This window comes from Acinetobacter sp. TUM15064, from assembly GCF_008980265.1.
In the GTDB taxonomy this organism is placed as follows: Bacteria; Pseudomonadota; Gammaproteobacteria; order Pseudomonadales; family Moraxellaceae; genus Acinetobacter.
The window spans coordinates 22,646-46,985 of sequence record NZ_BKFU01000003.1 but is presented as its reverse complement, the minus strand read 5'-3'; the positions used below and the strand labels follow the sequence as shown (position 1 = coordinate 46,985).

Genomic DNA, 24,340 nt, shown 5'->3' with positions numbered 1-24,340 from the left:
CATTTAAGTACAGTATGTTATCAATAAAACAAGAACTAAATCTTATACAATCAGGAGTTCCACTGATGGCTTACCAACATATTTTAGTCCCTGTTGACGGTTCACAGATTTCTTTTTCTGCTGTAAAACAAGCAAGTGAAATTGCCAAAGTTTTCGGCAGTCAATTAACTCTCATCAGCTTAGTCGCTGAGGATCCCTTGAAAGATGCTGACTTTTACTACACAGCTCCAATCATGAAAGAATATTTCATTGAAGCATATAACAATGCTGAAAAAGCCCTGCAAGATGCCGTTAAAATTGCACAAGAAAATGGTGTAGCAGCTCAGTCAAAAATCATCAAAGGTCAAGTTTCGGAAGATGCTGTGGTTGAAGCAGCAACTTCGCTGAAAACAGACTTAATTGTCATGGGTTCACATGGCCGTAAAGGCTTCCAAAAGTTTCTTTTAGGTAGCTTCGCTCAAGATGTGCTGAAGTCTACCGAGCTTCCTGTTCTCATTGTTAAAGCCTAACCCAAAATAAACTTTCTTTGCGATGCACTACGATTCTCTCTGCATAAAATAGCCATCGCGAAGAAAAACAAGGAGAATACCAATGAGCTATAAACACATTTTGGTGGCAGTTGATGAGTCACCTATGTCTTATGCTGCCGTTGAGCAGGCACTTGCTTTGGCTAAAGACCTCAATAGTCGTGTAACGTTGATGAGTGTCATTGCCGTTGATCCATTTGTCGGAGTCGATTTTTATAAAGTTGCACCTGCAATCACAGACTATTTCCTACATGCAGAACAAGCTGCTCAGGCACGTTTAGCTGAAGTCAAACTCTCTTTTGACCGTGATGAAATTGAAGCAGATACTAAAGTCATCCGCGGTATATCTCCCTCTGAAGGTATTATTCATGTCGCCGATGAAGTCAGTGCAGATTTGATTTTGATGGGTTCACATGGACGCACAGGTTTTAAAAAAATGATGCTAGGTAGTGTGGCACAAAATGTCCTGACTCAGTCTCCTATTCCTGTCTTAATTGTGAAAGTTTAATACATAGTGCTAAATAAAAAAGACTGCCTAGGCAGTCTTTTTTATTTAGCAAAATATTAATATTGCACTAGCTTTTGGAAATTTGCTGATGCAAATTTTGTAAATATTGCTCTGCTACTGACTGTTGAATAAAGGTTTTTTGAAATAAACCCGAGGCATGATGGTTATGTGGACTATATTCAATATTGACTTGAAATGTTCCCAGTTCAACACTTTTTACAATACGAATCGCAATAATATGAACAGTATTTAAATAAAACCCATCTTCAATCTTAACTAACATATCTGTTTACACTCTACATGTTCTATTCACTCAACATCCTGCATACATAGGCCGAAAAAAATGCAGAATATGAGCTAATCAATGATTATTGCAGATTATTATAGCTCATAAAATGCGATTCATTTCACACTATTCACATGAAAAGTCATTATTAAAATAAATACTGATATAGATTTACATCATGCAGTCATTCTTCAGTTTTAATAAAAAAACCAGTCATATGACTGGTTTTTTTATTAAAAGAAATCTGTTAAATGCTTAGCATACTACTTAAAGTCTCACTGACATTTTTAGATTTCACTTGTGGTTTTAAGCCCTCAAGCTTTGCTTTCACTTCACTACGCTGTGGTTCTGCCAATGTGTACCAACGTGACAAAACTTGCAATAAACGAGAGCCGACAATTGGGTTTTTCTCATCCAAATACTTTGCCAGTCCAATGAAATGATCCACACCAAAACTCCATGTGTTCACTGGGTTTGCATTTAAGCCACCACTCACTGAACGGATGCGGTTTGGTACACCCAAATCATAGTCTGCATGCGAAGTAAGGTAATTAATCGTCTCTTCTGTCGCACAAGGATGTGCCGCTTGTAGCATAAACCACTGATCTAATGACAAAGCCTCATCTTTAAAACGTAGATAAAAATCACGTAAAGCAGCTTCTGCTTGCGGAGCATCGTTCCACACCAAGACACGTAATGCGCCTAAACGTTCAGACATATTGCCCGTAGCTTCGTATTGCTGGTACGCAAGCTCAAAAGCAGTTTCATCACCTTGGCGAGCCATCATACTGAGCATTATATTTTTCAGTGCACGGACACCCATGGCTTGTGAGAACTCTTTTTGCAAATCTGGGTCTAAAGCCAAATACGTGTCTTTACAGAACGCCCCTAACTCACGTGCAAGTTTGTCAATCAGAGCATTACGCTGTTCTTGAACTTTCTCAGGTTCATAATCGGTGTCGATACGGCTACCTAAATATCCTTCACTTGGCACATCAAATAAACGCGATGCCAAGAGTGGATCTTGCTCAACAAGCGCAGGCAACGTGTTTTTAATGGCTTGAATATAAATATGCGCATCATGACCATTGAGCAAAATACGCTCAAGCAGTGTTTGTGTTGCTTGCCATTGGTTAAATCCATTGGTTTCGTATTGAATTAAGAATGCCAACTCTTCATCGGTATAGTTGAACTCTAAGTTGACGGGCGCAGAAAAATTACGCAGTAATGACACGACCGGCTTCGTGCTTAAACCGCTAAATACAATGCTGGCTTGGTCTTGATCAAAAAGATACACACCGTCTTTGACTGCATTTTCAAATAAACTGTCTGAGTTTAAAAGCAATTGCTCACCTGTTGCAGCATCGAACAGTGCTAAAGCAACAGGAATTGGAACAGCTTTTAGGTTCGGATACTTAGGATGTGCTTTTAAACTTTGCTTAAAGTTTAAGCTATAAGTTTGTGCAGCAGCATCATAGTGACCTTCAGCTTCTAACTTTGGTGTACCTGGTTGGTTATACCACGTTAAGAAGTTGGATAAATCTACACCTGAACCCGCGGTCAAAGCAGCGACCCAATCTTCAACTGTCACAGCTTGACCATCATGGCGTTCAAAGTATTCATCGCTTCCTTTACGGAATTTTTCTTTGCCTAATAAGGTTGCCATCATGCGGTTAATTTCCGCACCTTTTTCATAGACTGTTGCCGTATAGAAGTTATTGATTTCCACAAAATGGTCTGGACGCGGTGGATGAGACAATGGGCCTGAATCTTCTGGGAACTGATGCGCTTTGAGTACCGCAACGTCGTCAATACGTTGAACCGCAGCAGACTGTAAATCTTCTGAGAAAGATTGATCACGGAAAACCGTTAAGCCTTCTTTTAAACACAATTGGAACCAATCACGACAAGTAATTCGGTTTCCTGTCCAGTTATGGAAGTATTCATGGGCAATCACCGACTGTACACGCATGATCGCGGCATCTGTCGTGTATTCTTCATCCGCCAAAACACATGAGGTATTAAAAATATTGAGACCTTTGTTTTCCATCGCCCCCATGTTGAAAGCACTGGTCGCCACAATCATATAATTATCTAAATCATAGGGACGACCATAGTGTTCTTCATCCCAACGCATTGAATGCTTTAAAGCTTCCATCGCAATATGACATTTCGGAATATCTTTTTCTTCGGCATAAATTTCCAAAGCCACATCACGACCTTCGGAAGTCACATAACGGTCTTTTAAAACAGCCAAATCACCAATCACACAAGCAAATAAATACGCTGGTTTTTTGGTTGGGTCTTGCCAAACGGTATAGTGACGACCTTCGCCTGCCTCGCCCGCTTCAATCAAGTTACCATTGGCAAGCAGCACAGGATATTTTTTGTCAGCTTCTACACGTGTGGTAAACACTGAAAGAACATCAGGACGGTCTGGGTAAAAGGTAATTTTACGGAAACCTTCAGGCTCATTTTGGGTTACGAACAAATCTGATGCGGCTTGGTATAAACCTTCAAGTTGTGTATTTGACTCAGGATGAATGATCACTGATGTCTCAAGCTTGATCTGATTTGGTGCATTGCGAATCACCAACTGCTCAGCATCAAGTACATATTGCTCTTGGCTGAGTTGCTGACCATTCAGCACTAAACGCTTCAGCTCTAAATCACGCCCGAGTAGAACCAAATCACCTTCAACTTGGCGCGTTAACTCCAGTACAGCATCAACTTTGCTATGCTCATCATAGACTTGAATATCGAGGTGAATGCTGTCTACTAAAAAAGATGGCTTTTGGTAGTCTTTTAAATAAACAGTTTGATCTGCCTCAATAATTGGATTTGCCGCAATATTCATGTCATGTCCTAATGCTATTGGTCTACAGCTTTATATTGTGTATGTTTTGATCATACGACAAGTTTGTCATGCTGTCTGTGTTCGTTGAATGATATTTATATGGGCACATTGAATTGGCTTTTCAATTGTATTTCCCTTGTCGCTATCCACTATCTTTATCAATTGAATAAGAAATAGGCAATTCCGTTCATTGTGCTGGTGTTGTTCTGCAATATTTACACCAGCACTCAAAACCAATTTCATACAAATGGTACAAATTCAATAAAATCAGGCTTTCTCAAAACCCTATAGCACTATAAGAAAGACGTTTTCGAATTTATAACTTAATTTTCAAATCGTCTACATTTTGTGCACAGTTCTTGCTTGTATCTCATTATGCATAGCGCATGATAAAACTTAGAGAAAATAAAAGAGGTGTGAGATGTATTTAAAAGACCATATCGTCCGCGTCGAAAATATAAAAATGCTGCAAGCACTGGATGCTGCAAAAATTGATCATAAAGTGATTGCTATGTTTATGAGCTGTGAAGGAATGCCATTACAAGCACATGACGTCACCAGTATCTTAAACCACTATGACAACCTTAGTCGCAAAAAGCTCCCCAACAGGAAGGTTCAAGCTATGATTGAAGCCAAAAAATTAGGTAGAGAAGACGACTCTTTGCCTTGCCCCGTTTAAATTCGACTTCTACAAAAAATACGGCGCATGCCGTATTTTTTTGCCCGATATTCGCCTCTGTATCCCTTCTTCTAACTCGTCGTCACAAAGCGCCTCTGCTTGTTCAATTACACTGCAATTTACAACGCCTTTCTGAAATTTTAGCGTGTATAATTTGAGAAAATCCTGAGTTTCAGATTCATCCTATGTCGCTTCAAATTTTGCACAAACAACTTGATGAAAGCACGCCATGTCCACTGTGTCAGGCGGCTATGTTTTGGGTGGATGCTGAACAATACGATAAAGAAATTAACTTTCATGAATGTAGCCACTGCCAACATCGTGTTTTTAGTAATTCAAATCTAAATTGTCACTGTGACAGCTGTTTAGCGCAGCGCAAAAAAATATTAAAAGAAACTCGCCAGCAAGAACAACGGAAAACCAAAACTAAGGACATTTATGAGTTTGAACTGGGCCAGCTCAGTTTTATGCATAAATTATTTTTATTGGCCCTGCTTGATGACTACGTACAAGAACATACTCAACACCAAGAGTTTATTGATTGGGAACAGATCAAATATTTTAGCATCAGCCCCAATTACCTGTTTCAAAATAGCCTTGTTAAACAACTGGTAAAAGAACAAATCCTCGTTGCCAAAGATTTTGCCAGTGAAGCACATCAGTACTATATCAATGTCCGTTTAGATGGTTATTCGGAACCCAGCTTATTTAGCATTACCCAACAGCTTCGTTATTGGTTTTACGAGAACCTGAGCCTCGGTGTTCCATTTAAAACCTCAGATGAAGTCAAAAATGCCTTGTACCAATTGCTTTATCAGGAAATTATCCAGTTTATGCAGTTTTACTGCCGTACTTGGGGCATTCAAATTGCGGGAAATAACAGTTTCCAAGTGTTTTGTTATCGTTTACTCGATGTACTCGCAGTCGGACAAATTTATTATTTAATCCAAACTGCATTGGAGTATTTGTACGAACGTAAAGCCTTACAAATACGCAATGAAAACTTTATCAATACCAACTTGTTGAAAAAAACCTTGCAACAATACCGTGAACGTAGTGTGGCTGAAAAATGGGAAACCTCAACTCTGCCTCGTCCTCATAACTTAGCATTCAGTAAAATGAGCGAAATTTTGTTTTTCCGCTTCTTGGGTTATGACGAAACTATTTTCTTCCAACCTGTTTCACGTTCATGGCAAAAAATTGAACCGCGTTTAAGTTTCTATTCGCAAAAGCGCTGTATGTACTGTGGTTCAAATGAACTCACTGTAGACTACGATGCTGACCAATATGTGACATTATTTTGTCGTAAATGTAAGCACCAAGACCACTATTTCACCAAATAAGGGCACCCACTATGACCGAGCTTTTAGACCTTTCCTTGCTTAACTCAAAACAATCAATTCAAGACCAAACCGATGTCTTGGTGGAATATGTTGCTGAAGCTTGGACTGCCCTGCAAACACAACAACCTTTGGTGCAATGTATCACCAACAGTGTTGCAGCCAACTATGCAGCTAACGTTTTATTGGCTTCGGGTGCCTCACCTGCCATGATTGATAATCCCTTTGAAGCGGAAAGTTTCACCCGCATTAGTGCAGCACTTAGTATCAACCTAGGAACACCAACCTCTGAACAAATGCAAGCCATGCAAATCTCAGCTCAAACTGCGCAGCAACAAGGCATTCCATGGGTTCTAGATCCTGTTGGTTATGGTGCATTTTTAAAATGGCGCTCTGAAATGGTCGATCAGCTTTTAGCCTTTAAACCCACGATTATCCGTGGCAATGCTTCAGAGATCAGCACACTTGCAGGCAACCACATCGAAACCAAAGGTGTGGACAGTACTGCCAATAGCGCAGATGTCTACCAACAAGCAAAAACGCTTTTTGCACATTCAGGTGTGATTGCTATCTCAGGTGAATCTGACTATATCCTGTCTCAAGAACTTAATGCTGTGATTCAAGTCAATGGTGGTTCATATTTACAACCGAAAGTAACCGCTACAGGCTGTGCTTTAGGCGCATTGATCGCTGCCTATAGTGCGGTGACCAATCCTGTTATTGCAGCACTGTCTGCGCATATTCACTTTGCGATTGCTGGACAACTTGCTTATACCCAAAGTCAAAGCATTGGAAGCTTTGCCGTAGCTTTTATGGATCAAATTCACCAACTCAAAGCTGAAATGATTTATGAATATGCAAATATACAACTGATTCAAACATCTTGATAAGCGCAAATAAAGCTGTTCTTGACTCGCTTGTTAGGCGACTTCTCGCCCTAAGAGCAAGTTAAGTGCAGCATCTACTAATGTAAAAAGATCTAATTTACAAATACAGATCAACCCCATACCGATAAAATAGTCAGGTGCATGCTGCATATAAAAGTTGATATGTGGACTCGCCCGATTACGTAGTCGAATTAATTGTTCAGGGGTTGTTTGTGGCAGCACACAAGGATGTACAAATACATCCTCACTACGTTGCTGTACATTCTCATGACGATTTTGCATGAGCTCAAGCACCTGCAAATACTCTTCAGGCATCTTAGCACCAACACGTGGATAAAATCGCTTAGAGCGTGAAGCAAACAAGCGATACACTTTCGGTTGCATCAAGCTTGAAACAAACCACAGCTGTCGCGTGGGATATTTGAGGCGATAACCTAAAGCCACTCGTATCGCAGACATCAAACTTCTGTTTTGATTCCTATAATCAGGTAAAAAGGCTGCTCGTGAATTCACGATATACAAGGTCTGCTGCTCTCTATTAAGCTTTAAAATGGCAATAATATTTTGACCGACGATTTTACCTCGATGATAAAAACGAATAATCGGTAATGCAACGACATCATGATTATAAAGCAGTTGATATAACTCATTTTGAACTGCATTTGGAAAAATTTTCCGATCAAAGCTTTCCAATTTCTTAAATAAGGCCTGTTGCTTCTCAGTCGAAAGCTTAGTGAAATCAACCATTTTTTCCATAAGATGCATGAGCTCTTTCCATTTTTATTTTTGGTAGCCACACTACCTTTATTTATTATCTGATATTAAATTATGGGATAAAAACCTACCTTTACTAAACTTCACCAGCTCAAAAAGGATAAACGCACATCGCCACTAAATTTTGCGCATAGCATAGCGATTTTTTAATCAAACATCTAATGGTTAATTTATATACAAAAAAAATGCCAACATAAAGCTGACATTTTTTTACAAAAGCTTAAAGCAAATCTTAAACTAGACGATGAACAATACTGACAGTTTTAATTCGATTTGAATCTAACTCAAGCACTTCAAAATGAACACCACGATAGTCTAACTGAGTTCCAACCTGAACATCACCATGGGTTTTATCAAGAATTAATCCAGCTACACTGATATAGCCTGCATCTTCCTCGACCAAATCCAGCATTCCAAGTTCGAGTTCAAGTTGGTACAAGTCTAGCATTCCTGTCGCCTTCCAAGTCTGATCATCTATTTTGATCAAATCAAGCTGTTCATCAGCGTCAGGAAACTCACCAGCAATTGCTTCAAACACATCAAGCGGTGACACCAAGCCTTGTACATTACCAAACTCATCACTCACCAAGACCAAAGAACCTTTTGATGTTCTCAAAGTATTAATGGCATCAATCACTTTCATTTTTTCGAAGATGTAAATTGGGCGATGACGCTTGATCAGATCTTTTAACTGTTCTTCATCATCGAGTACATCAAGCAGCTCTTTGGCACGTGCAATACTTATGACCTTGTCTAGACTACCACGACACACTGGAAATAAGCTGTGTGGTACAGACAATACCTGCTCACGAATTTTTTCAGGGGAATCGTCTAAATTGACCCATGAAATTTGGCTACGTGGCGTCATGATTGAAGCCACAGAGCGTTCGGCCAATGTCAGCACACCACCGATCATATAACGCTCTTCATCCGCAAAAGCTTCTTGTGCTTGACGCTGTTCCGGGTCTTCAGCTTCGATTTTTCCGCCCATGAGTTTTAAAATAGAATCCGCAGTACGATGACGTAGTGGAATTTTAGCTTCATGTTTTGCCGCATTACGCTCACCAAACTGGTTAAATGCCTCGATCGCAATCGCGACACCAATACCCGAATAGATATAACCCTTAGGAATATGGAAGCCGAAACCTTCCGCAATTAGGCTGATACCAATCAATAACAGGAAACTAAGACACAAAATAACCACGGTTGGATGACGGTTTACGAAAGCAGTTAAAGGCTTAGATGCCAACAACATCACGGCCATCGCAACAATCATCGCTGCCATCATGACATAAATGTTATCTACCATACCAATGGCGGTAATTACTGAGTCCAGTGAAAAAACAGCATCTAGAATAACAATTTGTGCAACGACTGCGGTGAAACCTGCATAGACAACATTGCTTGTAACTTTAAGCTCAGGCTTACCTTCAATTTTTTCGTGCAACTCAGTAACGGCTTTATATACCAAGAATAAGCCACCAAAAAGTAAAATGAGGTCGCGTCCAGAGAATGTCCATTCCAATATAGAAATAAGCGGTTGAGTCAATGTGACTAACCAAGAAATTGCAAATAACAAACCCAAACGCATAATAAGTGCAAGGGATAAACCTATGACACGCGCTTTATCACGTTGTTCAGGGGGAAGTTTTTCAGCCAAAATGGCAATAAAGACTAGGTTATCAATACCTAAAACAATTTCTAATATAATAAGAGTAAGCAAACCAACCCATATTCCCGGATCTAATAGAAATTCCATTATTTCATTACTCCAGAATTATGTTTCTGTTTTAAAAGCATAAACCCACACGGCGACGGATCCATTTTTGTGACCTGTTCAACTAAAGATGAAATAATTATGCCTGAGATGTTTGCTTTGTAATATTTTTTTTATGGTTTTTAACAAAATTTTAATATTTAGATACTTATAGAGTGAAATTTACCCTTAAAGCGCCAAACTTGACTTTAGATATTGTCACTTAATGCCAATATTCGATGTTTAAAAATTCTAGACGCATTGGTCATTTTTTAAAAAATTAATTTTCAGACTCAATTTATTTGAATCAAATAAATGTTTTTTATACATTATTTATTTTAATAATAGTTAAAAAAAATCAATTTATAATATTTATGACCTTACGCATTGAAACTTTTTGTTAAAAACACTAGTTCACAAATCCATTTTTTTCACTAAAATGAAACACAGCCAAGATTGTTGTAAAAATAATCAATTGCTAAAACCAAGGATGCGCGGATTTCTAATCCAATCAAGTAATACAGAATAGGATTCATTGCTATGACCAATGAAAAGGCTTTGACTTTTAATAAAACGTCAAAAATGCTTAGCAATACTAGCTATGAAGGCTCATATCTCAACTTAGACTCATCATTTGATCAGCATCAAGTTAAAATTGTGGTTTCGCATAATAACCAAAAGTTTGAAATGCTCCTACCTATCGTTCTACAAGACGGTACCCCAATGGCTAAACTTTCTTTAGATTCTCACCAGAATGCTGAAGTAGAAGATGAAGTTATACAATTTGCGCAGACTATTGTTGGCTTTCACCAAAATAAAAGCAGTTATACCCTATCTGTTTAATAGCCACACTTAGCTTCAAATTACTGTTAAAAGATATTTCATCTGCAAATCTCTTTTAACAGTAATTTTATATTGCTAAGTATATGAGTGTTCACATAAAATGTGTTCAATTGATTTATAAAATAAAAATACGATTCACGGGGAATCCGTCACATGACCAAAAAGTATAGTAAGTTCCTACCAGGTTCTGAAGATTTTTCACTGGAAAACTTTCCATTTTACTGGGTAACTCAAGTACATGCTCAATATGTACTCAATGTCGATCACGCTTTGAAAAAATATGGTTTAGACAACTCTCGTCGTCGTATTTTACTTGCTCTCAAATCAAAACCACATGCCAGTGTTTCTGATCTATCTGACATGGTCGTCTCAAAAATGTCGACAACCACCAAAATTGTTTATCGTTTGAAAGATGAAGGATTGGTTGAAACTTATTCTTGTGAAGATGATGCACGTATCACTCGTGTCCTCCTCACAGAAAAAGGCACGGAGATGACCAGTAAAATTAATGATTTAACCAGTGTAGTACTTGAGCAATCATTTGAAGGTTTAACACCTTTGCAAATTGAAAAAATGATGGAAAGCTTGAAACACGTGTTTAAAAATTTAGCGCGCTAAACCGTTTAAAAGTCGAAAAAGTTGAGCTGGGGACTCTCTTTTTCGACTTTTATTTTGGGTACATAAGAACATTCAAACTCTTCAACAGGAAAGCCTTGTACAAAAGATTGAATATTTGACGATTTCCAGCTAAGCCATTCCTCTAAACGGTCATGTGGAATCACAATCACTGAGCGCTTCACATCCCCCGGCTCATGGAACTCCCGCATCATTGGGTGGTCTATAGCATCCATCGTCAGCATGGTTGCTGACCGCACTACCTCGCCTGCTATGCGACAGATTTCATAAAGAGCGGCAACAAAAACAACCTTCCCATCCCGTCGTCTAACACCCCATCTCTGTGGTTTTTGCTCTATATATTTTGACTCATAGAATTCAAAAACTGGAATTACCCCAAACTGATATTTTGAAGTCGCTTCAATAAAACTAGCCTTTTGCAGAAGTGTCTCACTTCGGGCATTATAGGTTTTGCTTGCAATACTCTTATCTTCTGCCCATTTCGGTATTAAACCAAAATGCACCTTACGCCATTCAAATCCTATATTTGATTTGAACAATAAGGGCAGCTCATAACCTGGATACACCTCTTCCACATAATCAAAAGGAATTTCAGGTAGACCAAACTGCTGTACTTGAGCAAGGGTTAGAGGTTTAAAATTAGCACACATAGCATCAAATCATTTTCGCTTTTTTGTCTCAAGCGAAGTTCTAAAATTAATCAATAGAGTAACATATCATCTTGGATATTTTACCCATAAGGCATAATCAACAAAAGCCCAAACTAAAGCCTTCAAAATACATCACTTAGCTTGAGCTAGAAAAGATATGCGAGACCTGTAGATACCATCTGCCAATATTGAGCACAACAAACGACAACCTAGCTTTTGTTAAAGCATACTTTTCTACTACCGTACGGAAAAAGTATAATCTTAGCTATTTATCTAAGTTTCAGCCCTAAATAATGAGTCTGCACCAGTCAAAGCGACTAAAAATAAAATGGGATAAAGACTCGATAAGATATTTTTTCCAATCAGTTAGTGAAATATTTAAATCGAGGTCAGCTTATTGATGTCGAAACTTCATCCATAAATTCGCACCATATAGCAATCAAGATTGATACGCTCTGTAAGGCCAATACATGCATTAGAGCTCTTGCAAAAGTCAAAAAATGATCATGCATTGGTAATATAATAAGTGCTGAACGTCACTTCACTCTTGGTGAAAACCTTAGAATGACGGATTCTTCCTATCAATCCTCTCCCTAGCCTTCTCCTTTTAAAAGAAGAAGGAACTTTCATTGTGATTTCAATACAGCTCAAAAAATGACTTATGCAAGAAATCCATTTATCTTAGAACAAATCTAGTAGACATAGACCTTATTTTTACTCTTGGCTTTAGAGCAAACCAAGTGCTTGGTGGACTATATATCCTGTCGAAAGCTCAATAAAAGTTCTCTATGAATATAAACCTTTTTCATCTCAGTTGATTAATTTGTTTTACTGCCACATAAATTCGCCAATAAATATATGTACTGATAATAACTTCAAAAATAAGATCCATGACTATATTTAATTGCTTAAGCATTGCCTCTTCCAAACTGGAAGCAAAAACCAAAATTATGACTTGCAAGGAAATACCAACTATCAAAAACAACACAAGTGATTGAATTGTAATAGGTAGACTCAAAGCAATAATACGCTTTAAAAAATCACGACCTTTTTCACCCCCATTCACTTTAAAGATTGCATTTATCCAGCTAATCAACAAACCAATTTGCAGAATAAATGATGCCCACGCTGCGGATACGGTAGATTCGGGTGCAAGTGTAAGTGCTAAAGAACTCAACAAGATAATAATGGCACTCACGATATAATAATTTTTAAAATCTGTTTCTGAGACTTTATTTAACTTCAAATCTTCTACTAATTTATTAACATTCCAGAAGTACATTGTTATTCCTTGTTCTTATACTATTTAAAATTGCTGATAAAAAAAGCCTCCGAAGAGGCTTTTTTAGGTTTACAGATTAGTCACCTGTATAACCTTTTAACTTCAAACGTGCAGCATGTAGAAGTGGCTCTGTATAACCTGATGGTTGCTCACCACCTTTAAACACTAGGTCATAAGCTGCTTTGTATGCATAACCATCGAAGCTTGGTGCCATTGGTGTATAAAGCGGATCGTTTGCGTTTTGCTCATCAACGATTTTCGCCATACGCTGCATCACTTCTTCAACTTGCGCTGCAGATACGATGCCATGACGCAACCAGTTTGCAACGTGTTGAGATGAAATACGCAAAGTTGCACGGTCTTCCATTAAACCAACATTGTTGATGTCTGGAACTTTCGAACAACCTACACCTAAGTCAACCCAACGTACAACATAACCTAAGATCCCTTGAAGGTTATTTTCAAGTTCTTTGGTTTTCTCTTCTTCAGTCCAGTTAGTATCTGTCGCTAAAGGCGGTGTTAACAAATCGTCTAATGATAAAGGCTGAGTATTCAAGAGTTCTTTTTGACGCTCAGACACGTTGCATTGGTGATAGTGAATCGCATGAATGACAGCACCAGATGGAGATGGAACCCATGCACAGCTTGCACCCGCTTCTGGATGTTCAATCTTGGTTTTGTACATGTCTAGAAGCATGTCTGGTTTTGGCCACATGCCTTTACCAATTTGTGCTTTACCACGTAAGCCCGCTTGAAGACCGATCATCACATTGCGGTTTTCATATGCTGGGAACCAAATTTGTGCTTTCACTTCGCCCTTACGAACAAATGGACCTGCTTCCATGAAAGTATGAATTTCATCACCTGTACGGTCCATGAAACCTGTATTAATGAAGATAGTACGGTCTTTTGCTTGAGCAATACAGTTTTTCAAGTTTACAGAAGTACGACGCTCTTCATCCATGATACCGATTTTTAACGTTTTTGCAGGCAAGCCAAGCGCTTGTTCTGAACGCTCAAACAACTCAACCGCAAAAGCAACTTCTTCAGGGCCATGCATTTTAGGTTTTACGATATACATTGAACCTTTACGCGAGTTCTTGTTTTCGTTTTCACCTTTAATATCTGCAAAAGACAATAGCGGAGTGATTAATGCATCCATAATCCCTTCGTAGATTTCAGCACCATCTACAAGGATCGCAGGGTTGGTCATGAGGTGACCCACGTTACGAAGAAGCATCAATGAACGGCCATGAAGTTTCGTTTCACCGCCGATCAAGTTTTTGTGCGTACGGTCTTTATTCAAAGTACGCGTAACGGTTTTACCATTTTTCTCGATAGACTCTGAAAGTGTACCCTTCATCAACCCTAACCAGTTACGGTAGCCTTCAACTTTCTCTTCTGCATCTACAGCAGCGATCGAGTCTTCTAAATCTTGAATTGTGGTTAATGCAGACTCAAGAACCAAATCTTTTACGCCAGCCGCATCTGTTTGACCAATTGGGCTATTTGCATCAATTTCGATAATAACGTGTAGGCCGTTATTTAAAAGTACGATTTCTGTTGGAGCAGATTCTTCGCCATTGAAACCTACAAATTGTGCTTCGTGTGCTAAGCCTGTTGTTGAACCATCTTTCAAGGTCACAACTAACTTTTTGCCTTCAACTGCATATTTTGTCGCATCAGCATGTGAACCATTTGCTAATGGGAAGGTTTCATTTAAGAAGTTTTTAGCAAATGCAATAACTTTATCGCCACGTACTGGGTTATAGCCTTTACCTTTCTCAGCGCCACCGTCTTCAGGGATCACGTCAAAGCCGTAAAGTGCGTCGTATAAAGAGCCCCAACGCGCGTTTGCAGCATTTAAGCAGTAACGTGCATTACGTACAGGTACCACCAATTGCGCACCAGCCAATAATGCGATTTCTTCATCTACATTTTCTGTGCTGATTTGGAAATCTTCTACTTCTGGTACCAAGTAGCCAATTTCAGTAAGGAAAGCTTTGTAAGCTCCAAGTTCAAATTTGTTGTTGCGGTGCCATTCATCAATCTTCGCTTGAATGTCGTCACGCTTAGCCAATAGTGCTTTGTTCTTTGGGCTAAGATCGACAACGACTTGTTCAAAGTTCTTCCAGTAAGCTTCACTGTCCAAACCTGAACCTGGAAGTGCTTCATTTTCGATGAAATCGTAAAGTTCTTTAGCAATCGCTAACTTGCCTTTTTGAATACGTGCAGTCATTGTCTTTCCTGATATTGCTACTTTTTATACAAGAGATTCTAGTATACCGATTTAAACTTGGCTGAATAGTAATATCACCGTGCGAAATAGTGATCATTTTTTATTTAATACCGTAAAAAAGCTACCAAATAATATACTGCTCAAAGCACAAGCACTATCAATTTACAAAATGCTCTTTAATAGTTTATTAAGTTTTTGAAATGTCGAAATTAGACTTAAGTGCAGTTTTGCTTATATTTCACACTTAAAACCAATATTCTCCCTGTTTTTCAACCCTGATTAAGCCATGTTTATAAAAAAAAGTCGATAAAATAAACAATGAAAATGCACATAAAAAAAGCATCCTTTCGGATGCTTTAACTTTTAGATTTCTTCTTGTTGTTTACTTGCTTCAGCTTGTATTTGTCGATGCGCTTCATTCAAGTAATCATCTGATTGCATTTCCAATAAACGTGAACGCGTGCGTTCAATTTCAAAGGCTAATTTATCACCAGAGTACAAATCAATAATCGTATCTTCTGAGGTTAAAATCAGTTTTACCCCACGGTCATAAAACTCATCGACCAAATAAATAAAACGACGTGTCCCTTCAGAAAGATAGTCTGTTAAGTGCGGTACATTGCTTACCAACACCGTATTATAAATATTTGCAATTTCAATAAAGTCAGCAGGACTCCGTGGTTTTAAACACAGCTCAGAATACTCACACCATAAGACATCTTCAGTATGTCCCACCGTTTCCACAATACGATTATTAATAATAATCGGCTCATCTGAAATGGTTTGGGTTTGTGTCAATGCGCTAAAACGCTGTGCGATCCAACGTTGGTGTTCATGTGTTAAAGGCGATTTAAAGAGTTGCGCCTGTTTTAAAACACGTAAACGGTAGTCCACGCCCGCATCCACATTTAAAATCACACACTGTTGTTTCACCATTTCAATGGTTGGAATGAAACGATCACGGTGAATGCCATTTTTATATAAACCATCTGGTGCAATGTTTGAGGTCGCCACCAAGGTAATGCCACGTGCAAAAAGCTTTTGGAACAAATCACTGAGAATCATGGCATCCGTCACATTCGAGACGAAAAACTCATCGAAACAAATGACCACCGCTTCTTTATAAATTTGATCCGCAACTGCATCTAAAGGATTACGCTGACCTGAAAGCTTGTTGAGCTCACGATGCACGTGTTGCATAAAATGATGAAAGTGCATGCGCGTTTTACGGCGAAACGGAATTGAGTCATAAAACTGATCCATCAGCCATGTTTTACCCCGGCCTACACCACCCCACATATATACACCACGTGGAGAGGTTTGACGGCGGAAACGACGGAATGCCTTTTTTGATGCCTTAAAACGTTGAATTAATTCATGCCAAACGCGATCCAACTCGTGTACGGCCTGTGCTTGCGCGTCATCGGGCATAAACTGTCCAGATGCTAAGGCTTGAGCATAACGCTCGGCAGGAGATAAAGGGCTGAATGCGGTAGGTGAATTAAAATCTGACATATCATTTAATACTATTTTTAGGCTATATCAATTATAGCGGAGTGGAAAAGTTAATCTATAACACTTTGGCATGATTATGCTTAGGCTATTTCCCATATTGTCGTGGACTATAACCAAACCAACGCTTAAACGCATGATTGAAAGCTGCTGGCTCTGAATAGCCCAATAACTCTGCAATCATTTCAATGGAATATTCCTGATATTCCATCAAATGTAGTGCACGATCTTTCATTAATTGCTCACGAATTTGTTTATAACTGCTATTTAACTGTTGCAACTGGTGCCTCAATGTTCGCTCTGGCAAGTTCAGCGCTTGTGCTGTTTCTGCCATAGTCGGTAGTAACCCCCGCTGCAACTCCAAATAATCTTGTACACGTTGAATCAAACTTGGCTGTTCAGCGGTTTCTTCCAAACGTTGCAATTCTGCCTGACATTTGCCCGCATACACGTTGAAGGTCATAGCATCTGCTGAAGGAATAGGTATATTAAGCATACGCTCATCAAACCAAAATTCAGCTTGCTGTGTACCAAAACTCACTTGCTGACCATAAACCTGCCGATAGAGCGCAAGCTTCTTCGCATCTTCAGGTCGTGCAACAGGTAAAGTCATCCGAATCTCAGGCATCTCTAACCCAATCATCTTATAAATATCTTGTAGGAACTTATAGGTTCCCGCGATTTCAGAATGTGCTCGTAACTGTCCCAATGGTGTTTGCAAGTCACGTGGTAAATAACACAGTGCCACTTGCTCATTTTGTTTTTTCAAACCTAATAAGCCACTTAAATGCGTCAAACTCTGATAGCGGATACCCTGTTCCAATGCTGTGTGTGTCGTCGGGCTGGTCATCAATAACATGAGTAAAGGACCGTAACCTGCCAGAGCGTAATGCTGACCGATGAACAAGCCCTGCTCAGGCTCAATACCTTCTGCAATGATTTTCAAAATATCCCACTCTAGAGCAGGATGGATGATCGCATTCGGATCAAGCGACTCTACACGCAAACCAATGCTTTGTAACTTTTGATCGACTGCGACTCCTGCTTTACGCATTCCTTGAATCAAATACATCAAGCCAAGTACAGAACGTTTCATAATCAATTAAAAGCAAAATATTGGGCTATGTTTTACTACAACCATCCAGCACTCAACAATTGCCGAATCTATCAATTTTAATGTCAGCTCTATCATAGATCTTGTTAAACATTGCTCTACAATCAATCAGAACAAAAAAGGAAATTCTTATGCAGGCAGCAAATTCAAGCTTAAACGCTCCTCATGCACGGATCGCTATTATTGGCGCAGGTTTTGGTGGCTTAGCTATGGCGATTCGCCTGTTAGAAAGTAATATTCAAGACTTTATCATTTTAGAAAAAGCCAGTGAAATAGGCGGAACTTGGCGTGAGAACCAATATCCAGGCGCTGCTTGCGATGTGCAGTCTCACTTATATTCTCTATCTTTTTCACCCAAGACTGATTGGTCTAAACGTTATGCTGAAGCACCTGAAATTTATCAATACATGCAAACACTGACTACTCAACATCAATTGTAGTCTTATATCCGTTTTAATACCGAAGTCAGCTCAGCCCGTTACTTAGAAAATAAATGCATTTGGGAGTTGAAACTCAATCAAACAGAAATACTGACTGCTCAATTTGTGATTTTTGCTTCAGGTCCATTGCATGTACCACAAATCCCGTATATTGCAGGCATTGAGAAATTTACAGGCAAAGTTTTCCACTCATCACAGTGGGATCATAATTACGACCTTAACAATAAAAATGTTGCTTCCATTGGCACAGGCGGCAGTGCGATTCAATATATTCCTGAAATTGCAGAAAAAGTGAAACAACTTTACGTACTACAAAGGACAGCTGCATGGGTTATTCCTCGGGATGAACGTCGTTATTTACCGATTGAAAAAAGGCTGTTTGATCGATTTGATTGGTTTCGAAAAATTCATCGTGCCCGACTCTATTGGACAAATGAATCTCGTGTAGTTCCCATTATGAAACCACAGGTCATGAAATATGCACAAAAACTAGCAGAAGCCTATATTCGCCATCAAGTCAAAGACCCTGCGACTGCTGAGAAATTAGTTCCTAACTATATTATGGGTTGTAAACGAATATTGGTCTCTAACAAGTATTATCCAAGCTTTAACCGTAAAAATGTTGAATTGGTTACCGATGATATTTTGGAGTTAACTGAGGACAGTATCATCACCCAAGATGGGAAAAAGCGTGCAATTGACTGCCTGATCTATGGCACAGGTTTTGTGACTGACCCTCGTATTTATCTCAAATCTTTTAGCTGTACAGGACTAAATCATGTCGAGCTGACAGAGGCATGGAAAAAAAATGGCGCCGAAAGTTACTATGGGATTAGCACCAAAGGCTTCCCTAACTTATTCCAGCTTTTAGGGCCCAATACGGTCTTAGGTCATAACTCGGTTATTTTTATGATTGAGTCACAAGTGAATTACATTTTACAGCTCATCGAGATGACACAAAAAACGCAATCTCAAGCGATCGTTGTGAAAGCAGATACTCAAGATCAGTTTAATCAACATCTACAAAGTCAATTTACCAATACCATTTGGCAATCTGGCTGTGTGAGTTGGTATCAACAAGAGGACGGGAAAAATTTCTCTTTATGGCCTACCTATACCTGGAAATATTGGCTGAAAACACGAAAAGTAAATCCTGCAGACTATCGTTTTTTAAATTCCAAGCAAGATAGTCAAGCAATCAATTAAGATCGCGGTCATAATAAGTCAGTATTTTTTCACACTTTATTTGACATGCAATCTTTTTGGTTGATTTTCCAGCTTCTTATTTGTTTGGCACTTGGATTTGTTTTGGCGCGTCGTTTACCCAAATGGCTTGAACGACTTGCGTTTCAAATCCTGCCTTATTTTACCTATATTCTCTTAATTGCAATTGCGGTTGAATTCTCAACCACATTACATAGCATTGCCCAACCTTTGCAGATACTTAATCATGCGGCTCTTTTAGCAGTTATGACCAGCCTCGGGGCTTTTGTTTGTTGCTATATATTATTCAAACTTTTAGGTTATCAACCAAGTCATGGCAAAGTGTCCATGAGTCTAGTGACTAAGTCTTTAATCAATATCAGTTATGCATTTATTGCATTAGGATTGGGTTATGCTTTGGCAGAGCTATCATCAAGTTTCGGCTATACCCTTCATATCAGCACATGGAACTTACTCTTGGTTTTCATGTTCCTCATTGGGCTTGATTTGGCCTATTCACCACTCGATCGCTCATGGTTAAATTGGCAAATACTGCTCGTGCCACTTGGTTGTATCCTTGGTTCATTAATTGGTGCATTTGTGACTGCTTATTTTGTACCTGATTTGCAATTAAAAGATCTAATTATGCTGTCTCAAGGCTATGGTTTCTACTCGATGACGGGGATTGTGGTCACGGAATTAAAAAATGCACATTTGGGTAGTATTGCCCTCATGAACGACCTGTTTAGAGAAATCTTTGCAATTGTGTTCATGTACATTATTGGCTGGCGATATCCACGCTCTGCCATATCCTCCGCAGGAGCTACTGCCATGGATGTTACCCTACCTATGGTCAAACAAGCGTGTGGAAATGATTTTATCCCACATGCCATGGTAAGCGGTTTTATCTTGTCTGTGCTGGCGCCTATTGTTGTCAGTGTCTTGGCAGCAGTATAAGTCATCTCACGATCATCACGCCTCTTCACATGAGGTGTGATGCTGTACTCAACATTTCTCTTTTCATCTTTTAAAATAAACTGACTCAGTTTATATCAATCTTTTTCACCAGATCACCCACCGCCTCAACCATTGTTGCACCTAGCTGATAGCTGAACAACAGCTATGGCTGATACCCAAGCAGATGACTTCGTGGAGTCTTCATCTTGTTCTTTTAAATCCTGCTTCATTTCAGTGGCTTCATTTACAGTCGCACTGCGTAATTCAGTATTTTGCTTTGGTATAGTCAGCTTAAGCTCAAATGATTCTTTTAAAAAAGAATGTATAAAAAAAGCCTTTCAAATGAAAGGCTTTTTAGAGTTTTATATTTAGAGCGTTGCTAGAATGTCTTTAAGCGTTTGACATGGGTTAGCAGACTGTGTAATTGGACGACCAATGACTAAATGAGTTGCGCCATCTAGCATGGCTTGCTTTGGCGTTACAATACGTTTTTGGTCATCTGCACTCGAACCTTCAGGGCGAATACCTGGAGTTACCAATGCGAACTCTGAACCAAGCGTTTCGCGTAACATTTTTGCTTCTTGTGCTGAACACACTACGCCATCTAAACCACTGTCTTTGGTCAGCTTAGCCAAACGTTTAACTTGTTCAAAGGGTTCAATATCGAGGCCGATATCGGCTAAATCTTCACGACCCATCGAGGTCAGGACCGTTACTGCAATGAGCTGGGTATTATAATTTCCCGCTTTTAAACGTTCGACACAAGTTTCCATCATTTTTCGGCCGCCTGAAGCATGGACATTCACCATCCAAACGCCCATTTCTGCCGCAGCACACACCGCTTGCGCAGTGGTATTTGGAATATCATGAAATTTTAAATCTAAGAACACTTCAAAGCCTTCACGATGTAAAGCTTTAACGATAGATGAGCCTTCATGGGTAAATAATTCTTTACCAACTTTCACACGGCATAATTGAGGGTCTAATTGCCCAGCAATCGTCATTGCGTCATAATGACTTTTTGCATCTAAGGCAACGATAATACTCATGAGGAGACCCTTCAAACTGACAAAATTATGGCATTATACGGATTAAGCCGAAAACGACCAAGACTATTTTTTCTAAAAACTATTCAAAATTCAAACCAAGCTCTTTATTCATATAATTTTATATCATTATCAATAGATTAATGCACAGTAAAAAACGCCTTTGGCCATATATCCAAAGGCGTTTAAATCAAACTAGCTTCAATATTTGGTAAAACAAAAACCCTACTTCATATTGTGGCTCAAAGCGGTGTAGATGGACGATCATTCGGATTGATATCTAACACCGTTTTTTCATGTCTTGTATGTGCTGCAGCTTCAGCAGCAGCCAACTGCGCCGCATGAATTTGTTCTTTACGGAGGTGATCAATATCTTTACGTAATCGCTTAATTTCCCAACTTTTCTGGAATACACGAAATACCTGAACACCAATCAACAAACCCAAAACAATCCCTAGCGCCATTGTTAACAATAACAACAAACCTAGACGCATTGCTGGAACCTGTATAAACAACAGATCAACAGTCAGCTCAGTTCCGTTTTGCAGTACTAAAGCTAAACAATAGCCAAACAGTACAATTAATAATGCGAATAATACGTAACGCATAAACACCCCGATAAATTTTATTAGTCTGCAGAATCGTTTACTGCATCACGTAATGCTTTACCTGGTTTAAAATGTGGAACAGCTTTAGCAGCCACCTCTACCGACTTACCTGTTTTAGGGTTACGACCTACACGAGGCTCACGATGGTGAAGTGCAAAACTCCCAAAACCACGAATTTCAATACGGCTATCAGAAGATAGTGATGCAATCATTTGATCAATCATAATCTTAACAGCTTCTTCCACTAGTGGCTCTGCTAAGTGTGGATTTTTTAGAGAAATACGCTCTATTAAGTCAGACTTATTAAGTGCTTCCGTAGTCATCTGCGACCTCTTTAATTATCAAGCTACCATGTAGATAGAATGATAATAACCTGTTTAAATACAAAACGGTAGCGTAATAAGTGAATACTACGCTACCGTTTATTGTATTTGTGTAAAAAGTATTAGTTAACTTACATTAACAATACAATTTAAACATCTACTTAGTTGCCCATTTGAGCTTTGATCAAATCACCAATAGTCTTAGGACCATTGTCTTGACCGTTAGCTGCTGTCTTCAAGTTAGCAACTGCTTCTTTCTCTTCAGCTTCGTCTTTCGCTTTGATAGACAAGTTGATAGAGCGAGATTTACGATCTACGTTGATGATTTTAGCTTCAACTTCTTGACCAACTTCAAGGAACTTAGTTGCATCTTCAACGCGGTCGCGATTGATTTCAGATGCTTTAAGAGTCGCTTCAACTTCGTCAGCTAACTTAACAGTTGCGCCACGAGCGTCAACAGCAGTTACAGTACCTTTAACAAGCGCACCGCGTTCGTTAGCAGCTAAGAAATCGTTGAACGGATCGCTGTTCATTTGTTTGATACCAAGGCTGATACGGTTGCCTTCAGCATCTACAGAAAGGATAACCGCTTCAACAGTATCACCTTTCTTGTAACGACGAATCGCTTCTTCACCTTGTTCGTTCCAAGAAATATCAGACAAGTGAACTAGACCATCAATACCGCCTGGTAAACCGATGAAGATACCGAAGTCAGTGATTGACTTGATAGTACCTGAAACCTTTTCACCTTTGTCGTGGTTCTTAGCAAACTCTTCCCATGGGTTAGCACGAGTTTGTTTGATACCAAGAGAAATACGACGACGTTCTTCGTCAACTTCAAGAACCATAACATCAACTTCATCACCAATCTGAACAACTTTAGATGGGTGGATGTTTTTGTTTGTGTGGTCCATTTCAGAAACGTGTACTAAACCTTCAACGCCTTCAGCGATTTCTGCAAAACAGCCGTAGTCAGTTAAGTTAGTTACGCGAGCTTTAACGATAGAACCTTTAGGATAACGGCTCATGATCGCCAACCATGGATCTTCGCCTAATTGCTTAAGACCTAAAGATACGCGGTTACGTTCTTTGTCAAATTTAAGTACTTTAACAGTAACTTCTTGACCAACTTCAACCACTTCTGATGGATGCTTGATGCGTTTCCAAGCCATGTCAGTGATGTGAAGAAGACCATCAATACCGCCAAGGTCAACGAATGCGCCGTAGTCAGTAAGATTTTTGATAGTACCAGTAACTGTTTGACCTTCTTCAAGCTGAGCAAGAAGAGCTTCACGGTCAGCTGAAGATTCAGCTTCCATAACAGCACGACGAGATACAACAACGTTATTACGTTTAGCATCAAGTTTGATTACTTTAAATTCTAACTCTTTACCTTCTAAGTGAGTAGTATCACGAATAGGACGAGTATCAACTAAAGAACCTGGAAGGAACGCACGAACTGGACCGATGTCAACAGTGAAACCGCCTTTAACTTTACCAGAGATAACACCAGTAACGATTTCGCCGTCTTCAAAGATTTTTTCAAGTTTAGTCCAAGTTTCAGCACGTTTCGCTTTTTCACGTGATAAAACTGTTTGACCCATGCCATTGTCAAGAGCTTCAACAACAACATCAACAGTGTCGCCAACTTGAACTTCAAGTTCGCGTTGTTCATTTAAGAATTCAGCGCGGTCAACAATACCTTCTGATTTAAGGCCAGTGTCAACTGTTACCCAGTCAGAATCGATGTTTACTACAACGCCTTGGATGACAGCACCCTTTTCAACGTTGAGGTTTAATTCGCTTTCTTCAAAGAGGGCTGCAAAAGATTCGGTCATGATATACCTGATAAAGTCAGCGGTCTTGGATCAGA

At 39.2% G+C, this 24,340-nt stretch carries 21 protein-coding genes and 1 pseudogene; 9 read left to right on the top strand and 13 right to left on the bottom strand.

Going from position 1 to position 24,340, the window contains the following annotated elements:
• Positions 1–65: 65 nt before the first annotated feature.
• Positions 66–509, top strand: a complete 444-nt coding sequence (locus tag GBI16_RS01730) for a universal stress protein (protein WP_086210107.1) — start codon at positions 66–68, stop codon at positions 507–509.
• Between the two features lie 82 nt (positions 510–591).
• Positions 592–1,035 carry a universal stress protein gene (locus GBI16_RS01725; RefSeq protein ID WP_086210108.1) on the top strand — a complete coding sequence of 148 codons (444 nt, stop codon included), beginning with the start codon at positions 592–594 and terminating at the stop codon, positions 1,033–1,035.
• Between the two features lie 67 nt (positions 1,036–1,102).
• On the opposite strand, the gene GBI16_RS01720 is transcribed toward GBI16_RS01725, so the two are convergent.
• Both GBI16_RS01720 and pepN read right to left on the bottom strand, forming a co-directional pair.
• The gene (locus tag GBI16_RS01720) at positions 1,103–1,318 is read right to left on the bottom strand and encodes a hypothetical protein (protein WP_086210109.1); all 216 of its coding nucleotides are present in this window, start codon (positions 1,316–1,318) and stop codon (positions 1,103–1,105) included.
• Positions 1,319–1,568: 250 nt separating this feature from the next.
• Positions 1,569–4,178 (bottom strand): aminopeptidase N, encoded by a 2,610-nt coding sequence (pepN, locus tag GBI16_RS01715; RefSeq protein ID WP_151706393.1) that lies wholly within the window; start codon positions 4,176–4,178, stop codon positions 1,569–1,571.
• Between the two features lie 421 nt (positions 4,179–4,599).
• On the opposite strand from pepN, the gene GBI16_RS01710 reads away from it, so the two are divergent.
• The 3 genes from GBI16_RS01710 (at position 4,600) to thiM (ending at position 7,084) form a co-directional block, all read left to right on the top strand.
• Positions 4,600–4,857 carry a hypothetical protein gene (locus GBI16_RS01710; RefSeq protein ID WP_086210111.1) on the top strand — a complete coding sequence of 86 codons (258 nt, stop codon included), beginning with the start codon at positions 4,600–4,602 and terminating at the stop codon, positions 4,855–4,857.
• Positions 4,858–5,042: 185 nt separating this feature from the next.
• Entirely contained in the window at positions 5,043–6,200 is a 1,158-nt protein-coding gene (locus GBI16_RS01705) for a hypothetical protein (RefSeq protein ID WP_086210112.1), read from the top strand.
• A gap of 11 nt (positions 6,201–6,211) precedes the next feature.
• Positions 6,212–7,084, top strand: a complete 873-nt coding sequence (thiM, locus tag GBI16_RS01700) for a hydroxyethylthiazole kinase (protein WP_086210113.1) — start codon at positions 6,212–6,214, stop codon at positions 7,082–7,084.
• 33 nt (positions 7,085–7,117) lie between these two features.
• On the opposite strand, the gene GBI16_RS01695 is transcribed toward thiM, so the two are convergent.
• Positions 7,118–7,849 carry a hypothetical protein gene (locus tag GBI16_RS01695; RefSeq protein ID WP_086210114.1) on the bottom strand — a complete coding sequence of 244 codons (732 nt, stop codon included), beginning with the start codon at positions 7,847–7,849 and terminating at the stop codon, positions 7,118–7,120.
• 241 nt (positions 7,850–8,090) lie between these two features.
• Positions 8,091–9,617, bottom strand: a complete 1,527-nt coding sequence (locus GBI16_RS01690) for a TerC family protein (protein ID WP_086210115.1) — start codon at positions 9,615–9,617, stop codon at positions 8,091–8,093.
• Between the two features lie 537 nt (positions 9,618–10,154).
• On the opposite strand from GBI16_RS01690, the gene GBI16_RS01685 reads away from it, so the two are divergent.
• Both GBI16_RS01685 and GBI16_RS01680 read left to right on the top strand, forming a co-directional pair.
• Entirely contained in the window at positions 10,155–10,457 is a 303-nt protein-coding gene (locus GBI16_RS01685; RefSeq protein WP_086210116.1) for a hypothetical protein, read from the top strand.
• 153 nt (positions 10,458–10,610) lie between these two features.
• Positions 10,611–11,075 carry a MarR family winged helix-turn-helix transcriptional regulator gene (locus tag GBI16_RS01680; protein WP_086210117.1) on the top strand — a complete coding sequence of 155 codons (465 nt, stop codon included), beginning with the start codon at positions 10,611–10,613 and terminating at the stop codon, positions 11,073–11,075.
• A 5-nt stretch (positions 11,076–11,080) separates the two neighbouring features.
• Here GBI16_RS01680 and GBI16_RS01675 read toward each other — a convergent pair whose 3' ends face one another.
• The 5 genes from GBI16_RS01675 to GBI16_RS01655 all read right to left on the bottom strand — a co-directional run bounded on the left by GBI16_RS01675 (position 11,081) and on the right by GBI16_RS01655 (position 17,872).
• On the bottom strand, positions 11,081–11,743 hold the full coding sequence (locus GBI16_RS01675) for an SOS response-associated peptidase family protein (protein WP_086210118.1): 663 nt from the start codon (positions 11,741–11,743) through the stop codon (positions 11,081–11,083).
• Positions 11,744–12,548: 805 nt separating this feature from the next.
• Complete coding sequence (locus GBI16_RS01670; RefSeq protein WP_086210119.1) at positions 12,549–13,025, bottom strand: hypothetical protein; 477 nt, start codon at positions 13,023–13,025, stop codon at positions 12,549–12,551.
• Between the two features lie 76 nt (positions 13,026–13,101).
• Complete coding sequence (locus tag GBI16_RS01665; RefSeq protein ID WP_086210120.1) at positions 13,102–15,264, bottom strand: malate synthase G; 2,163 nt, start codon at positions 15,262–15,264, stop codon at positions 13,102–13,104.
• A gap of 363 nt (positions 15,265–15,627) precedes the next feature.
• Positions 15,628–16,779 (bottom strand): cell division protein ZapE, encoded by a 1,152-nt coding sequence (zapE, locus tag GBI16_RS01660; protein ID WP_086210121.1) that lies wholly within the window; start codon positions 16,777–16,779, stop codon positions 15,628–15,630.
• An 85-nt stretch (positions 16,780–16,864) separates the two neighbouring features.
• The gene (locus tag GBI16_RS01655) at positions 16,865–17,872 is read right to left on the bottom strand and encodes an AraC family transcriptional regulator (protein ID WP_086210122.1); all 1,008 of its coding nucleotides are present in this window, start codon (positions 17,870–17,872) and stop codon (positions 16,865–16,867) included.
• 149 nt (positions 17,873–18,021) lie between these two features.
• Here GBI16_RS01655 and GBI16_RS01650 point away from each other — a divergent pair.
• Positions 18,022–19,536 (top strand): annotated as a pseudogene (locus GBI16_RS01650) (flavin-containing monooxygenase).
• Positions 19,537–19,581: 45 nt separating this feature from the next.
• Complete coding sequence (locus GBI16_RS01645) at positions 19,582–20,490, top strand: lysine exporter LysO family protein (RefSeq protein ID WP_086210124.1); 909 nt, start codon at positions 19,582–19,584, stop codon at positions 20,488–20,490.
• A gap of 368 nt (positions 20,491–20,858) precedes the next feature.
• Here the strand turns inward: GBI16_RS01645 and pyrF are convergent, their stop codons facing one another.
• The 4 genes from pyrF to rpsA all read right to left on the bottom strand — a co-directional run bounded on the left by pyrF (position 20,859) and on the right by rpsA (position 24,305).
• Positions 20,859–21,539: an orotidine-5'-phosphate decarboxylase gene (pyrF, locus tag GBI16_RS01640; protein WP_086210126.1), complete on the bottom strand. Its 681-nt coding sequence runs from the start codon at positions 21,537–21,539 to the stop codon at positions 20,859–20,861.
• Positions 21,540–21,778: 239 nt separating this feature from the next.
• Positions 21,779–22,144, bottom strand: a complete 366-nt coding sequence (locus tag GBI16_RS01635) for a lipopolysaccharide assembly protein LapA domain-containing protein (RefSeq protein WP_086210127.1) — start codon at positions 22,142–22,144, stop codon at positions 21,779–21,781.
• A gap of 20 nt (positions 22,145–22,164) precedes the next feature.
• A complete protein-coding gene (locus GBI16_RS01630) occupies positions 22,165–22,467 on the bottom strand; it encodes an integration host factor subunit beta (RefSeq protein WP_086210128.1) in 303 nt (100 codons plus the stop codon).
• A 161-nt stretch (positions 22,468–22,628) separates the two neighbouring features.
• Positions 22,629–24,305: a 30S ribosomal protein S1 gene (gene rpsA, locus GBI16_RS01625; RefSeq protein WP_086210129.1), complete on the bottom strand. Its 1,677-nt coding sequence runs from the start codon at positions 24,303–24,305 to the stop codon at positions 22,629–22,631.
• Positions 24,306–24,340 lie beyond the last annotated feature (35 nt).